13 protein-coding genes are annotated in these 16,236 nt (G+C 56.7%); 8 read left to right on the top strand and 5 right to left on the bottom strand.

The genetic code is table 11. From position 1 onward, the window contains the following. Positions 1 to 10: 10 nt before the first annotated feature. A complete protein-coding gene (locus ACR0AW_RS01055; RefSeq protein WP_480438466.1) occupies positions 11 to 1,561 on the top strand; it encodes an efflux transporter outer membrane subunit in 1,551 nt (516 codons plus the stop codon). A 3-nt stretch (positions 1,562 to 1,564) separates the two neighbouring features. On the opposite strand, the gene mprF is transcribed toward ACR0AW_RS01055, so the two are convergent. Together mprF and ACR0AW_RS01045 are read right to left on the bottom strand one after the other, a co-directional pair. Continuing rightward, entirely contained in the window at positions 1,565 to 4,171 is a 2,607-nt protein-coding gene (gene mprF, locus ACR0AW_RS01050) for a bifunctional lysylphosphatidylglycerol flippase/synthetase MprF (RefSeq protein ID WP_170731952.1), read from the bottom strand. Positions 4,172 to 4,262: 91 nt separating this feature from the next. Further along, a complete protein-coding gene (locus ACR0AW_RS01045; RefSeq protein ID WP_170393340.1) occupies positions 4,263 to 4,691 on the bottom strand; it encodes an Lrp/AsnC family transcriptional regulator in 429 nt (142 codons plus the stop codon). A gap of 86 nt (positions 4,692 to 4,777) precedes the next feature. Here ACR0AW_RS01045 and rocF point away from each other — a divergent pair, with 86 nt between their 5' ends. Genes rocF through ACR0AW_RS01030 form a run of 3 tightly spaced genes read left to right on the top strand, consistent with a single transcriptional unit; the run spans position 4,778 to position 7,668 of the window. Continuing rightward, the gene (rocF, locus tag ACR0AW_RS01040) at positions 4,778 to 5,698 is read left to right on the top strand and encodes an arginase (protein ID WP_170510828.1); all 921 of its coding nucleotides are present in this window, start codon (positions 4,778 to 4,780) and stop codon (positions 5,696 to 5,698) included. After that, a complete protein-coding gene (gene ctlX / locus ACR0AW_RS01035) occupies positions 5,698 to 6,618 on the top strand; it encodes a citrulline utilization hydrolase CtlX (protein WP_170731950.1) in 921 nt (306 codons plus the stop codon). Before rocF ends, ctlX begins: the two co-directional genes overlap by 1 nt. Before the next feature lie 6 nt (positions 6,619 to 6,624). Beyond that, complete coding sequence (locus tag ACR0AW_RS01030; RefSeq protein WP_170731949.1) at positions 6,625 to 7,668, top strand: ornithine cyclodeaminase; 1,044 nt, start codon at positions 6,625 to 6,627, stop codon at positions 7,666 to 7,668. A gap of 50 nt (positions 7,669 to 7,718) precedes the next feature. On the opposite strand, the gene ACR0AW_RS01025 is transcribed toward ACR0AW_RS01030, so the two are convergent. Genes ACR0AW_RS01025 through ACR0AW_RS01015 form a run of 3 tightly spaced genes read right to left on the bottom strand, consistent with a single transcriptional unit; the run spans position 7,719 to position 10,831 of the window. After that, on the bottom strand, positions 7,719 to 9,122 hold the full coding sequence (locus tag ACR0AW_RS01025) for a TRAP transporter large permease (RefSeq protein WP_170393344.1): 1,404 nt from the start codon (positions 9,120 to 9,122) through the stop codon (positions 7,719 to 7,721). Between the two features lie 3 nt (positions 9,123 to 9,125). Then, on the bottom strand, positions 9,126 to 9,755 hold the full coding sequence (locus ACR0AW_RS01020) for a TRAP transporter small permease subunit (protein WP_170393345.1): 630 nt from the start codon (positions 9,753 to 9,755) through the stop codon (positions 9,126 to 9,128). Positions 9,756 to 9,814: 59 nt separating this feature from the next. Then, positions 9,815 to 10,831, bottom strand: a complete 1,017-nt coding sequence (locus ACR0AW_RS01015) for a C4-dicarboxylate TRAP transporter substrate-binding protein (RefSeq protein ID WP_170405200.1) — start codon at positions 10,829 to 10,831, stop codon at positions 9,815 to 9,817. Between the two features lie 408 nt (positions 10,832 to 11,239). Here ACR0AW_RS01015 and acs point away from each other — a divergent pair, with 408 nt between their 5' ends. The 4 genes from acs to ACR0AW_RS00995 all read left to right on the top strand — a co-directional run bounded on the left by acs (position 11,240) and on the right by ACR0AW_RS00995 (position 16,152). Then, positions 11,240 to 13,204 carry an acetate--CoA ligase gene (acs, locus tag ACR0AW_RS01010; protein ID WP_170405196.1) on the top strand — a complete coding sequence of 655 codons (1,965 nt, stop codon included), beginning with the start codon at positions 11,240 to 11,242 and terminating at the stop codon, positions 13,202 to 13,204. Between the two features lie 7 nt (positions 13,205 to 13,211). After that, the gene (locus tag ACR0AW_RS01005; protein WP_170731947.1) at positions 13,212 to 13,895 is read left to right on the top strand and encodes an adenylate kinase; all 684 of its coding nucleotides are present in this window, start codon (positions 13,212 to 13,214) and stop codon (positions 13,893 to 13,895) included. A gap of 182 nt (positions 13,896 to 14,077) precedes the next feature. Next, positions 14,078 to 14,362: a DUF4212 domain-containing protein gene (locus tag ACR0AW_RS01000; RefSeq protein WP_010439512.1), complete on the top strand. Its 285-nt coding sequence runs from the start codon at positions 14,078 to 14,080 to the stop codon at positions 14,360 to 14,362. Between the two features lie 5 nt (positions 14,363 to 14,367). Beyond that, positions 14,368 to 16,152 (top strand): sodium:solute symporter family protein, encoded by a 1,785-nt coding sequence (locus ACR0AW_RS00995; RefSeq protein ID WP_170393349.1) that lies wholly within the window; start codon positions 14,368 to 14,370, stop codon positions 16,150 to 16,152. Positions 16,153 to 16,236 lie beyond the last annotated feature (84 nt).

Raw genomic sequence — 16,236 nt, 5'->3', positions numbered from 1 at the left:
GATGCGTACGATGACACTCCGCCGGTTGTTAGGCACTGCCCTTTGCGCCGCTACCCTCACCGCCTGTACGCCGGTGGGGCCTGATTTTGTGCGCCCCAACTCTCCGATCGTGAAGCAATGGATGGAGGTCAACAACCCCAGCGCGGGCCAGAGCGGCCTGACCTCACGCAGCGCTCCGGTTGTGCGCTGGTGGGAAACGTTTAATGATCCGACGCTGAACAAGCTGATCGCCGAAGCCTATGCGCAGAACCTGACCTTACAGGTCGCAGGTGCCCGCGTACTTCAGGCCCGCGCGCAGCTTGGTATCGCATTCGGAGAGCTCTACCCGCAATCGCAGGCCGTGGGCGGTTCGCTCCAACGCCGACAGATCAGCGACAATCTTGGGCCGATTTCGGACATCCGGCGGATTATTCCCTTGGACACCGAATTCTCGACTTCGCAAGTTGGGTTTGATGCGCAATGGGAACTGGACGTATGGGGCCAGCAACGTCGCGGCGTACAGGCCGCGCGATCGAACCTGGCACTGCAGGTTGCTAACTATGACGACGCACTGGTCACGCTGACCGGGGACGTAGCGGCGCTTTATATCAACATCCGTTCGTTGCAAGAGGCTCTGCGCATCGCGCGGGAAAACATCACGATTCAGCAGGCATCGGCAGACCTCACTCAGCTGCGCTTCAACAACGGCGTTACAACCGAGCTGGATGTTCAGGAATCAACTGCTCTGCTCAACAACACCAAGGCACTCGTGCCCGAATTGGAAAGCGATATTCAACAGGCCAAGAACGCGCTGGCCGTTCTATTGGGCAAAACCCCTTCCCAGATGACTGGCTTGATCGGCAATTCAGGCCGAATTCCAACAGGGCGCAGCAACGTGGCCGTTGGTGTGCCCGCCGAATTGCTGCGGCGACGGCCTGACGTCCGCGCCGCCGAGTTGGCGGCAGCCACCCAATCGGCGCAGGTCGGGATCGCGTTAGCTGATCTCTATCCGCAGTTCATTCTGTCGGGCGCGATCGGTTTGCAGGCCTCGGGTGGGCGCGATCTGTTCAGCACCAACAGCGCCACAGGATTGGCTAGCGCAGGCGTTGTCTGGAATGTCCTGAATTATGGCCGCATTAAGAACAATGTCCGCGCGCAGGATGCCGCCTATCAAGCGTTGATCGCCAATTATCAGAACACTGTGCTGACCGCCTATTCCGAGGTCGAAAGCGCGATGGTTGCTTACGCACAGGCGCGCAAACAGGTCACCTTTTATCAACGCAGCGTCGAAGCTTCGCGCAAGGCGGCTGAAATCGCGGTCGATCAGTACCGAGACGGCATCGCCAGCTATTCGCGTATCCTGAACACGCAAACCGCGCTATTACGATCGCAGGCGAACCTGATCGAGGCCCGGCAGGAGGTCTCTTCGAATCTGGTCGCGATCTACAAAGGTCTGGGTGGTGGTTGGCAGATTCGGCAGAATAAGGAATTCTTACCCGAGACGGTGCTGGCCGAGATGGCCTATCGCACCGATTGGGGTGATCTGTTGGAGAAATCGCCAACACGCGCCAGCTTGAACTAAGGCCTATTTCGTCAACCCGCGCAGGCCACCCGAGATCAGGATGTTAACTTCGTAGAGGATACGTGGCGCGGCCAACCCGCCGGGGCTGGCTAGATAGTTGGGGCTCCATTCCGGATCGAATTTCTGCTTGAAGGCGCGCAGGCCTTCGAAGTGGTAGAATTGTTCGCCATGTTCATAAACGAACCCACCGATCCGATTCCAAAGCGAGGCCAACTGCCGGTTTTCGATCCCTGAAAATGGCGCTGCGCCCAATGAGAACCAGTGGAATCCCTGCTCGGACCCCCAGACCATCATCTCAGCAAACAGCGCATCCATGACAAAGCTGGGGCTGTCCGGTTCATAACGCATCAAATCCAGAGACAGTTCGGATTTGTTTCCGCCTTGAAACAGGTTCGCAAAGGCCATGATCTTGCCCGTCTCATCCCGCAGAACCGCATGGTCGAAATAGGAAAGATAGGCATCATCAAAGCCGCCCAAGGCAAAACCCTTTTCCTCACCTGCCTTTTGCGCCAACCAATCGTCCGAGATCTGACGAAGTTCGGGCAACACCGGTGCAAGCTGTTCTTTGGGGATAATTTCGAACTTGTACCCCTCACGCTCAGCCCTGTTCTTCGCCTGCCGGAACCGTTTTCGCGATTTTCCGTCCAGCGAAAAATTCTGCAGCGGTACGCGGGCCACTTCTCCGATCTTCAGGATCGACAGGCCGAGGTCCAGGAATGTCGGCAGATATTTGGTCGATACACTGTAGAACGCACAAAGCTTGCCTTCGCGATCGGCCATTTCTCGCAATTGCCAGATCAGTTGCTGCCCCGCTTGCTCATCACCCACAGGCTCTCCTTTGGTGATCAGCGCATTGCCAGTATCTGCATAGGCAAGGAATGCGGTTTCGTCAGGCGAGATCAGGAATTGCTTATCACCCGTCAGTGAAATCTGAGATTCGGTGTCTTCGCTCTCCATCACGAGACGTTCGACAACTTCGGGGATTTCAGTCCTAACCGGCGCGGGGATTTCACGGCCGAACAGCGAGTTCACCGCCACGATGCCAACGATCACGACCACCACGAGGCTGGACCGCAGGAATCGCGAGGCGTCTCCACTCCAGGCAAAGTCCCACCACAGCGCGTTTTGATATTCGACATGGGAATAAGCGAACAATCCAATCCAGAAAATCACCGCCAGCAACGCGACGACGCTGACCAGCCAAGGGATATTTAGCCGAAAGATAGAAGCACCGCTTACCCGGTAAAACGCACCCCGAAACATCGCCAAAAGGCCAATCGTGAACAGCAATGAAAGGGCTTCATGCGTATCAAGCCCTTTGGCGAGCGAGGCGAAGAAACCCGCCACCATCAAAAGCATGGCAACAACCCATGCCCGATAGAGCTTGCGGAATAGGCCACGTGAGACAAGCAGCAGTAGGACACCCACGGCGCTGCCTGCAAGATGAGATGCCTCGACAAATGACAAAGGCAAAACCTCTCGCAGTACGCCAAGGTTCTGCGTACTGGAAGGCAAAGCCCCTGAAACCAACAGGATAACTCCTGCCACAGCCGCGACGCCGGCAGCCACCATCGGGACAATGGGGCGAATTGCGCGATAGACCCAAGTGACCGCGCCCCCGATGCGATGGCGCTGTGTCAGCACCGACGCGACCGCGATCGACAGGCTGGCGATGGCAAACGGAAGGAACGTATAGACCAGTCGGTAGAGCAGAAGCGCAGCGATCACATCAGACCGGCCCGACGCCCCTAGACCAGCGATTAGAGTGGCTTCGAACACACCGATTCCACCCGGTGCATGGCTAAGGATACCCACCGCTATTGCGCCTATATAGACCGCGAAGAAATACGGGTAGCCAACCCCCAGATCGTCCGGCATGAGCACATACAGCGCCATTGAAGCGCCGAACAGATCGCCTACCGCCGCGATTGTCAGCAGACTTGCCAGCTTGCCGCCCGGCAGGTTGAACCCAAACCCACCATAGGCCAATCGCCGCCCTCCGCTTGAAAGCCAGACAAACAAGACCGCAAGCCCCGCCAACATGCTCAGACCGATCACAGTCTCCGTCGTTTCACTGATCGGCAGGACCTTGGAAATGCCATCCGGGTGTATTGTAAGCAAAAGGCCCAAAAGCAGGATCAGTCCCATCCAGAACGCCACCCAAGAAGTCGCGATCACCCCGGCCACGCGGCCAAGATCAAGCCCCAGCGACGCATAGATACGGTATCGGATCGCGGTGCCGGTGATATAGGAGAATCCCAGGCAGTTCGATACCGCATAGCCGCTTGCACCGGCCATCCCCGCAACGGGCAGAGGCACTTTTCCATCGGCGACGCTCTGCACGGCAAGCACATCGTAGAACGAAAGCGACAGAAAACTGAAAGCCGTCCAGCACATCGCAAAAAACATGAATTTCCATGGTTTCGCTGCGATATCGCTTTGGATATCTGACCATTTCACATGCGCAGAGAGGTCATGCAGAACCGCAAGCGCGATTCCTGTAATCAGCAACGGAACCGCAATCTTGACCAGCGGCTTTTCCAACAGCCCTGTCACATACTCGGCCAGACGTACGGCGCGTGTCTCTTCCGTTGTCGGCTGTGTCGTCATTCCGTTCGCCCCTGCCCCGCGATCCTCAGATCAGTGTCAATTCAAAGCTTTGCACGAATTTTCCATCCGGCAAAGGGCCTTGGGCAACGCGTCACGAACGGCCCTTGCGTGTCGAAAGCAACAGATTGGTCTCAGATCGTGTGACACCCTCCATCCGACGGATCTGGAACAGGACTTCATCAAGCTCATCCAGTGTATCGGTTCCGATCTCTGCGATCAGATCCCAACTTCCATTGGTTGAGTGCACCGCCCGAACTTGACGCATCGCAGCGATACGCGATCTGATCCGCTCGGTCCCACGGCCTGCGATCTCAAGCATCATCAATCCACGAACAGGGCTTTCCGATACGCCCTGCCGTGTCACAACGGTAAAGCCGACGATTTCGCCAGACTGCTGAAGCCGCTTTAGTCGGCTGCGCACGGTTGTTCGGGTCACTCCGAGCAGTTCAGCCAGCTCCGACAACGATGCCCGAGCGTCCCTGTGCAGTGCGTTCAATAAGCGATTGTCCAGTTCGTCCATGCGTGATTACCAAATCGGAATTAGCTAATTCACTTTGACCAATTTGATCTCTTTTCTCAACTCATATCGTATCGATAGATAGACTTATGAGCAAAATGAACATCATTCTCGCCGGAGCGCCGATGGATGCCGGCAAACACCGCCAAGGCTGTCGGATGGGTCCAGATGCCTATCGGGTCGCGGGTCTCGCCCAAGCGCTGTCAGATCTCGGGCATTCTGTGTCGGACATCGGTGACACGCGACCAGATGCCGTCGACATTTCGGAAGACACCCATCTGTTCTCTTTACCGGAATGCGTGGGCTGGACACAGGCGCTAAGCCGCACGGCACAAGAGGCCGCGCTTGAAGGCCTTCCTATTTTCATGGGCGGTGATCACGCCCTGTCGATGGGCACGGTGGCAGGAATGGCGGCACATGCAGACCGTATCGGGCGCCCTCTTTTCGTGCTCTGGCTGGATGCACATAGCGATTTTCATACGCCCAGCAGCACGGCCAGCGGCAATTTGCATGGAACGCCGGTCGCTTATTTCACTGGCCAGTCAGGCTTTGACGCCTTTCCACCGCTGATATCGCCGATCCCAACGGATCGCGTCGGTATGATCGGTCTGCGCTCGGTCGATCCCGCCGAACGTGCGGCATTGGAAAAAGATCACGCGATGCTCGCCGATATGCGCAGCATCGACGAGCACGGGATCAAGACACCCCTACTGGCCTTCCTTGACAAAGTACGCGCAGCAAACGGCATCCTGCATGTCTCGCTGGATGTGGACTTCCTTGATCCCTCGATTGCGCCTGCGGTTGGAACCACTGTCCCAGGTGGCGCAACCGAGCGCGAGGCGCATCTGGTCATGGAATTGTTGCATGAAAGCGGTCTCGTTTGTTCGCTGGACCTCGTCGAGCTGAACCCGTTCCTGGATGAGCGCGGCCGAACCGCAAAACTGATGGTCGATCTTGCAGCCTCGCTTATGGGTCGTCGCATCTTCGATCGCCCAACCCGGAGCTTCTGATGATTTCTCTTCAATCTCCTTCAGCTGTCGTGATGGTGCGCCCGCACGCATTTGCGTCGAATCCTGAAACCCGCGACGACAATGCATTTCAAACACTGGCGAATCGATCTGCTGCAGCGACGTCTGCTGCCGCGCGGGATGAGCATGACAAAGCAGTAGAACAGCTTCGCGCTGCTGGTGTGACCGTTCATGTGTTTGACGACGAAGGCGAACGTGACACACCCGACAGCGTGTTCCCAAACAACTGGTTTTCGACCCATCCAGGCGGTCATGTCGCTGTTTATCCGATGTTCGTACCATCGCGCAGACGCGAAAGACGCTCAGATGTAATTGAGTTACTGAAGCGGGAATATCGAGTGCAAGACGTCATCGACTATTCCGGCCTCGAACAGGACGACCTCGCGCTTGAGGGCACGGGCGCAATGGTTCTGGATCACGTGGGCCGTATTGCCTACACTGTTCGATCCAACCGCGCCGATCCGGTGTTGTTGGAGCGTTTCTGTACGCATTTCAACTATGAGCCGATTGCCTTTGATGCAAAGGACGCTGAAGGCCGTGATGTCTATCACACCAATGTTCTGATGGGGATCGGGACGCACTACGCGCTGATTTGTTTGGACATGATTTCCGACCCGGAACGCCGCGCAACAGTTCGGGCACGGCTGGAAGAATCTGGGCGGACTGTCATCGATCTGTCCCATGAGCAGATTGCAGATTTTGCAGGAAACGCGATTGAGCTTTGTGGCAATGATGGTCTTGTCCTGGCGTTGTCCAGCCGAGCGCTACAGGCTCTTACACCTGCTCAAGTCGCGATCATCGAAGCCAGTGCAACTCCACTGCCGCTCTCGGTTCCCACAATTGAAACAGCCGGTGGATCCGTACGTTGTATGATCGCTGGTATCCATCTTTCCCGCCGATAGGAGTCTTTGATGCAACCTTCTGATAAGGCCCTCGTGCCATTTGTATCCGTCGACAACATGATGCGTCTGGTCCACCACATCGGGGTCGAACAGATGATCACGCAGATTGCCGCGCAGATCGAATCCGATTTTAAACGCTGGGAGAGCTTTGACAAAACGCCCCGCATCCCGGCCCACTCACCACATGGGGTGATCGAACTGATGCCAACCTCGGATGGTGAGGCATACGGGTTCAAATACGTCAACGGGCATCCCAAAAATACGTCTGAGGGCCTGCAGACCGTGACCGCGTTTGGCCTGCTGGCTGATGTCTATACCGGTTACCCGACATTGTTGACCGAAATGACGATGTTGACTGCTTTGCGGACAGCGGCAACCTCTGCTCTGGTCGGCAAATATCTCGCGCCCAAATCCGCAACGACGATGGCGATGATTGGAAACGGCGCGCAATCCGAGTTCCAGTGCCTCGCCTTCAAAGCCATGTGCGGGATCGACACGGTCAGGCTCTACGACACCGACCCGAACGCGACGGCGAAATGTGCAGCCAATCTGCAGGGCAAAGGGCTGACGGTCGTGCCCTGCAAAACGCCGGAGGACGCAATCGAAGGCGCTCTGATCATAACGACCTGCACCGCTGACAAGAAATACGCCGCCATCCTGACCGACAACATGGTCGGCCACGGTGTGCACATCAACGCGATTGGCGGTGATTGCCCCGGCAAAACCGAACTGCACCGCGATATCCTTCTGCGCTCGAATATCTTTGTAGAATACCCCGAGCAAACGCGGATCGAAGGTGAAATTCAAGCTCTGGAGAATGATCACCCTGTCACCGAGATGTGGGAAGTGATGACCGGACAGGCTAAAGGGCGCACCGATGATCGACAGATCACGTTGTTCGACAGTGTCGGCTTCGCGATCGAGGACTTCTCGGCACTACGTTACATCAAAAGCGCGATTGAAGGCACTGATTTCTATGAGCCATTGGATATGCTGGCAGACCCTGACGACCCGCGGGATCTGTTCGGGATGTTGATGCGGGCAGGATAAAGAACCCGCACTTCTAAAACTGTGCCCCGGCCTTTGGCCGGGGCTTTTTCTTATCCCGCAAGCGATGGCAGGTATAGAACAATCCCTGGAAAGGCCACCAGCAGTGCGATGGTAAGTGCATCGGCAATGAAGAACGGCGTTACCCCTTTGAAGACATCCTGAACACTAAGATCAGGCCTCACGCCTGCGACAACAAAACAGTTTAGACCAATAGGAGGTGTGATCAGGCAAAACTCGGCCATTTTGACCACCAAGATTCCAAACCAGATCGCACACATCGGCCCGGACATACCAAAGGCGCTGTCTGCTGCGCTGACGGCCTCGCCTCCGTTCAGGGCCATAACGGCGGGATACACGACCGGAAGTGTCAAAAGCAGCATACCGATCGCATCCATGAACATGCCCAGCACTGCATAGGCCAGCAGTATGCAGATCAGGATCAACATAGGTGACATTTCGAGCGAAGTGATCCAGTCGGAAAACGCCCCCGGCAAATCAGCAAATCCTAGAAACCGCACATAGATCAGAACACCCCAGATGATTGCGAAGATCATGGCGGTCAGTTTGGCGGTTTCAAGCAAAGCCGATTTGAATTCAGGCCAGCGCATGCCGTGGATCAGGGCAAAGCAGAACACGATGAAGGCCCCGATGGCCCCGCCCTCGGTCGGGGTGCCCCAAGCCTTGTCGCCGAAGGGGTTATAGACAAAGCAGATTATGATGAGGATCACCGCCACAATGGGCAGTGCGCCCGGAAGAGCAGCAAATCGTTGTTTCCAAGTAAACCCGGTGACCGGTGGTCCGACGGACTTGAAGATCACGGCGATACCGACGATCAGCAAGCCATAGATCACCGCCGAAAACGCGCCGGGGATGAAGCCTGCGAGCAGCAGTTTTCCCACATCCTGCTCGACAATGATGGCGTAAATCACAAGGATCGCAGATGGGGGGATTAGCGAGGCCAAGGTCCCGCCAGCGGCAACCACACCGGCGGCGAAACGTTTATTATACCCGACGGCCAGCATTTCAGGGATGGCGATGCGCGCAAAGACGGCTGATGTGGCGACCGATGCACCTGATACGGCGGCGAAACCGGCGGTCGCAAAAATCGTTGAAACGGCCAACCCGCCAGGCACCCATGCCACCCAGCGTTTTGCCGCCTCAAACAAGGCGCGGGTCAGGCCAGCGTAGTAGGCTAGATAGCCGATCAGGATGAATGTTGGGATCAGGCTCAGCGTATGAGACGCCACCTTGGAATGTGGCACCTGGCCAGCCGTTTTGACGGCCACCGTCAGTGCCTTACCAAACCGCTCGGGATCATACCCAAACTTTGCCCAGAATATCCAAACAAGGCCAACCAACCCTGCCAGACCTGCAGCAAATGCCACCCGCATGCCAGTGACGACAAGAACCAACAGTCCGGCAGTGACCCAAAGGCCGATATCAATCGTGTCCATGGGTCAGTTACGTCCTTCGAATTGTTCGGCCTCGGCTGCAGCCTGTGCGGCGGCATCCTGTATCAGCGGTACGGCCACCGGTGCCTCGAGCCCCAGCATGAAGGCGCGTCCATAGCCCCAGACCTGCAAGATTAGCCGGGCGCACAGCACCGAAAAAGCAACGGGTGCCAGCAGCTTGGCTGGCCAAATAGGAATCCCGATATCAATCGAGCTGTCGCGACTCCACATCGGAGCGCCGAAGTCAAATGAGCGGTCAAAGTGGGACCAACTACCCCAAACCAGCGCCAGCATCAGCAGCAGTATCAACAGAACCGAGATCAGCTCGAACAACCACAGCGCCCGCCCTTTCAGGCGCGAGATAACGATATCCATTCGGATGTGCCCGCCATCACGTTGCACAAACGAGATACCCAGAAACGCGATCAAGGGCATCGCCTGTTCAATCCAGTCAACATATCCGGGCAAAGGCGCGTTTAATGCGTTTCGGCCGCTGACTGACACAACAGCCAGCACCATCAGCCCGAAAACCGCGAATCCGCTGATCAACGCCATAAAACGCTCTAGACGTAACAAACGGTGATCCAACCGGCTTAGAAGACTGCCATCCTCAAGCACCGTGGCATGTCCTGCCATCTCAGCATTCCTTTGATTGAAGGAGATGCCGGGTGCCTAATGACACCCGGCTGTGGCGATCAGTTACCGCCGCGCTGCTGTTGCAGTGTCGATTGCACAAGATCATAAAGATCCTGCGCAGGTAGACCCTGAGCGGTCATGTCTTCGATCCACTTCGCGCGAATCGGATCAGCGGCTTTGGCGCGAAACTCCTCAAGCACGGCATCGTCAATCTCGACCTTTTCAACGCCTTTCTCTGCCAGCACGCCATCCCACTTTTCAAGCAGTCCACCGTAGTTGGCCAGATAGTGATCGATAGCCTCATCAATCGAGCTGTCCAGCGCTTCGCGATGTTCGGCTGGCAGCGCTTCATAAGCGTCGATATTCACCACCACCGGACAGTTTACCGTTCCAGGATTCAGATTGGCCGTCCACCAGTCAGCTTCGTTGATCGTCCCGAATGACAAATGCGCATGCTGAGCGAAGGCCACGGTATCGACCACGCCAGATTCCATCGCATTATAGGCTTCGGTCGCGGGCACGGACGTAGGTACGCCACCAACCGCTTCAAATGCTTGCCCCAAACCGCCAGTGGCGCGTACGCGCATACCGTCGAACTCGGCAAGCTCATCACGAGGGTCACCGGTACCAACAAGGTTATATTGAGGCATCGGTGAAGTCATGATGATGCGCGCGTTCCACTGCGCCATCTCGTCCTTGACTGCTGGATGATCATAGACTGCGTGGCTGACGGCCACCTCTTCATCCAATGTGTTTACGCCAAGGAAGGGCAGTTCCAAAACGGTGATCGCGCGGTTCTTATCGCGGTGATAGCCCGCACAGAACTGCGCCATCTCGAACGCGCCAATCTCGATACCATCCAGGTTTTCCTTGGGCTTCGACAATCCACCATAGCTAACATTGATGGTGAAATCGCCGCCGGTTTTTTCGTTCACCAGTTCAGCCAGTTTCTCAACATGCTCGGTAAATGCGCGGCGCTTACCCCAGACCGAGGCATTCCATTCGGTCGCGGCTGCTTCGGTGACAAACGCCACACTCAGGGCGGCAAAAGCCGCACCGCTCAACATCTTTTTCATAGTGGTATCTCCCTTAGTTGCGCCCCCTATCGGGATGCTTGATTGTGAAGCTAGCGCCAAGTCTAGAAGCTGCCAACCCCTGCGAGGAGAAGTGGTGTTATCGCCACCAGACTTCGAGATTAAAGTGAAGCTATCGGCCAAAGCCCCAGACACATGCCAATGAGCGCTGATGTCATTACAGCTATCTTACTGTTTTAAATTATATTTTACGCATAATTTCAGAGTTGTTTACAATATTAGTGCCGGAAATGAAATTTCTTTACAAAGAAATCCAAGGATTATGGCAATTTATTTATTTATTTTCTGATCCCCGTATTATTCAACTTGGGGAGGAACCGGATCGACATTGCCTGATCGGCTGGCAAAATCGATCCCATGTAATCCAGTCCAGAGGGAGGAGCCTCAAAGATGACTACCGCTGCCCAGGCAGATGCCAAGACATATCCGCCATCCGCAGAAACTGTCGCCCGTGCGCATGTCGACGCCGACAAATACGCAGATATGTACGCTGCGTCGATCAACAACCCCGAAGCATTCTGGGATGAGCAAGGCAAGCGCGTTGACTGGATCAAGCCTTATACTCAGGTCAAAGACGTCAGCTATGATTTTGGTTCGGTTGGTATCAACTGGTATGCGGACGGCACGCTAAACGTCTCGGCCAACTGCCTTGATCGTCATTTGAATACGCGCGGCGATCAGACAGCGATCATCTGGGAACCGGATGATCCAAACGACGAAGCTCAGCACATTACCTACGCCGAACTGCACCGTCGCACCTGCCGCATGGCCAATATTCTCGAGTCGATGGGCGTGCGCAAAGGTGACCGCGTTGTAATCTATCTGCCGATGATCCCTGAAGCCGCCTATGCGATGCTGGCTTGTGCACGGATCGGAGCAATCCATTCGATTGTATTTGCTGGGTTTTCACCCGATGCGTTGGCAGCCCGAGTCAACGGATGTGATGCCAAGGTCGTCATCACTGCCGATGAGGCACCACGTGGTGGCCGCAAGACTCCGCTGAAGTCCAACGCAGACGCGGCCCTGCTGCACTGCAAAGACAGCGTGAAATGTCTGGTGGTCAAACGCACCGGTGGGCAGACCACTTGGATTGATGGCCGCGACTATGATTACAACGAAATGGCGCTTGAAGCGGATGACTATTGCGCACCCGCCGAGATGAATGCCGAAGATCCGCTGTTCATTCTCTATACTTCCGGTTCGACCGGTCAGCCCAAAGGTGTCGTCCATACGACCGGCGGTTATCTGGTCTATGCCGCGATGACGCATGAGATCACATTCGACTACCATGAAGGCGACGTCTACTGGTGCACCGCCGATGTCGGCTGGGTCACCGGTCACAGCTATATCGTCTACGGACCACTGGCCAACGGCGCGACCACACTGATGTTCGAAGGCGTGCCGACCTACCCGGATGCATCACGCTTCTGGCAGGTGTGCGAAAAGCACAAGGTGAATCAGTTCTACACTGCTCCGACGGCAATTCGCGCTCTGATGGGTCAGGGTACCGAGTTCGTCGAGAAATGCGACCTGAGCGATCTCCGGACGCTGGGCACAGTCGGCGAGCCGATCAACCCGGAAGCCTGGAACTGGTACAATGAAGTTGTTGGCAAAGGCAAATGCCCGATTGTTGACACCTGGTGGCAGACCGAAACCGGCGGTCATCTGATGACCCCCCTGCCTGGTGCGCATGCGATGAAGCCCGGCTCGGCGATGAAACCGTTCTTCGGCATCCAGCCGGTGGTTCTGGACCCGCAATCCGGTGTTGAGATCGAGGGAAATGGCGTTGAGGGTGTTCTGTGCATCAAAGACAGCTGGCCCGGTCAGATGCGCACCGTCTGGGGCGATCATGAGCGGTTCGAGAAGACCTATTTCTCGGACTACAAAGGCTACTACTTCACCGGCGATGGCTGCCGTCGCGATGAGGATGGCGATTACTGGATCACTGGCCGCGTCGATGATGTAATCAACGTCTCCGGCCACCGGATGGGCACGGCCGAGGTGGAAAGCGCGCTGGTCGCCCATGCCGCCGTCGCCGAGGCCGCTGTGGTTGGTTACCCCCATGAAATCAAAGGGCAAGGCATCTATTGCTATGTCACTTTGATGAATGACCGCGAGCCGTCGGATGAGCTGCTGAAAGAGCTGCGCACCTGGGTCCGGACCGAGATCGGCCCGATTGCCTCGCCTGATGTGATCCAGTGGGCCCCCGGCCTGCCCAAGACTCGCTCGGGCAAGATCATGCGCCGAATTCTGCGCAAGATTGCCGAGAACGACTTTGGTTCGCTTGGCGATACGTCGACCCTGGCCGATCCGTCAGTGGTCGAAGACCTGATCGAAAACCGGGCAAACAAGTGAGGATGTGATGGACGCTGCCACGACCATATCCCCCGCTGTTCTGATCCTTCTCGGCCCTCCGGGCGCCGGGAAGGGTACGCAGGCTCGTATGCTTGAAGAGAAGTTCGGGCTTGTACAACTCAGCACCGGTGATCTGCTGCGTGACGCGGTCGCCGCAGGTACCGAGGCTGGTAATGCTGCCAAAGCGGTTATGGAGGCAGGCGATCTTGTCAGCGACGGCATCGTCATCGCGATCCTGCGCGACCGCATGGCGGAACCGGACTGCGCCAAGGGCGTCATACTGGATGGTTTCCCTCGGACCACAGTCCAGGCCGAGGCTCTTGATGGTCTGCTCGCGTCTTCAGATCAGAAGATCAACGCGGCCATCAGCCTTGAAGTTGAAGACGCCGAGATGGTGACGCGGATATCGGGTCGTTACACCTGCGCCGGATGCGGTGAGGGCTATCACGACACGTACAAGCAGCCCGTCGAAAACGGCAAATGCGACAAGTGCGGACACACAGAATTCAAGCGCCGCGCCGATGACAATGCTGAGACGGTTGCCTCACGGCTTGCTGCCTACCACGCGCAAACCGCACCATTGATTGACTACTATCAAGCCCAAGGTGTGCTGAAAGGCATCGATGCCATGGGTCAGATCGACGACATCGCGCAAGACCTTCAAGGGATTGTCGGCGAGGTCATGAAATAAGGGGAGGAGATAAGCCCTAGGGCTTTGATCCTAAATCAGAATACTTCAATGGACCCGCCTTGGCGGACCAGAGAAGTTATGCCTGACGTCACGGGGCGTTTGGCACAACCGAGAAGCGGCCCACCGCACTGGAGGAGTTGGGCAATGGGCCGCCAATGAGGGAAGCGAAGGAGGAACCCGCGATGGCGGATCATTCAACAAACTCCGCGCAGACTGCCGAAGCCGACAAGGGCTATTGGCAGGCCAACCTGCGCCTCATCTACATCAGCCTCGCGATTTGGGCGCTGGTGTCGTTTGGATTCGGCATTCTGCTGCGTCCGCTGCTGTCCGGCATCGCCGTTGGCGGTACAGATCTGGGCTTTTGGTTCGCTCAGCAAGGATCGATTCTGGTCTTTCTGGTGCTGATCTTCAACTACGCCTGGCGCATGAACAAGCTCGACGCTGAACACGGCGTGGACGAGGAGTAATCGGCATGGATCAGTTTACCATCAACCTGCTGTTTGTGGGCGCGTCTTTTGCGCTTTACATCGGCATCGCGATCTGGGCCCGTGCGGGTTCCACATCGGAATTCTATGCCGCCGGTCGCGGCGTTCACCCGGTCACCAACGGTATGGCGACAGCAGCGGACTGGATGTCTGCGGCCTCGTTCATCTCGATGGCGGGTCTGATTGCCTTTACCGGCTATGACAACTCGACCTTCCTGATGGGTTGGACCGGTGGCTACGTGCTGCTGGCTCTGCTGCTTGCTCCTTACCTGCGTAAGTTCGGCAAGTTCACCGTGTCGGAATTCATCGGCGACCGTTTCTACAGCCAGACCGCACGTATCGTGGCGGTTATCTGTCTGATCGTTGCGTCGGTGACCTACGTGATCGGTCAGATGACCGGTGTTGGCGTGGCCTTTGGCCGCTTCCTCGAAGTGTCCAACACTACAGGTCTGCTGATCGGCGCCGGCGTTGTGTTTGCCTACGCAGTGTTTGGTGGGATGAAGGGCGTGACCTACACTCAGGTCGCTCAGTACTGCGTGCTGATCACCGCTTATACCATCCCGGCCATCTTTATCTCGCTGCAGCTGACCGGCACGCCTGTTCCGGCGCTGGGTCTGTTTGGTGACACCGCCAGCGGTGAACCCCTGCTGACCAAGCTGGACGCCATCGTGACCGAGTTGGGCTTCAACGACTACACGGCCCACCACTCGAATACGCTTAACATGGTGCTGTTCACCCTGTCGCTGATGATCGGTACTGCGGGTCTGCCGCACGTCATCATGCGCTTCTTCACCGTTCCCAAAGTGTCTGACGCACGTTGGTCGGCAGGCTGGGCGCTGGTCTTCATCGCTCTGCTGTACCTGACGGCTCCTGCTGTTGGTGCAATGGCGCGCCTGAACATCACCGACATGATGTGGCCCAATGGTGGCATCGAAGGTGGCGCTGTTTCGGTTGAGGAAATCGACAATGATCCGCGTTACGACTGGATGGCCACTTGGCAGAAAACCGGTCTGCTGGATTGGGAAGACAAGAACGGCGACGGCAAGATCCAGTACTACAACGACAAATCCGAAGCGATGACTGCAATCGCCGAAGAAAAAGGCTGGGTCGGTAACGAGCTGACCAAGTTCAACCGCGACATCCTGGTTCTGGCCAATCCTGAGATTGCCAACTTGCCAGGTTGGGTGATTGGTCTGGTCGCTGCTGGTGGTCTTGCGGCTGCTCTGTCAACCGCTGCGGGCCTGCTGCTGGCGATCTCGTCGGCTGTGTCCCATGACCTTGTCAAAGGTGCAATCAACCCGTCGATCTCTGAAAAGGGTGAACTTCTGGCGGCACGGATTGCCATGGCTGTAGCCATCGTCGTTGCAACCTATCTGGGTCTCAACCCTCCGGGCTTTGCGGCACAAACCGTGGCCTTGGCCTTTGGTCTGGCAGCAGCCTCGATCTTCCCGGCGCTGATGATGGGGATCTTCTCGACCCGCATCAACAACACCGGCGCGGTTGCAGGTATGCTGGCTGGTCTGACCGTAACCCTGGTCTACATCTTCCTGCATAAGGGCTGGCTGTTCATTCCGGGCACCAACTCGTTCACCGATGCTGATCCGCTTCTGGGTCCGATCAAGTCGACCTCGTTCGGCGCCATCGGTGCGATGATCAACTTCGGCGTTGCCTACGTCGTTGCCGGTATGACCAAAGAGACTCCGCAGGAGATCAAAGATATGGTCGAAAGCATTCGCATTCCCCGTGGTGCGGGCGCAGCTCAGGATCACTGAGTGTGATGCGGTCGGCGGCTCTTGTCTTCGATCGCATCTTTCGACTTACTGTTCCCGCCCGGCACACCACCGGGCGGGATTTTT

It is taken from the genome of Ruegeria sp. C5, assembly GCF_056537605.1.
The sequence above is the reverse complement of the archived record's forward strand: the minus strand, read 5'-3'. Positions and strand labels throughout refer to the sequence as shown.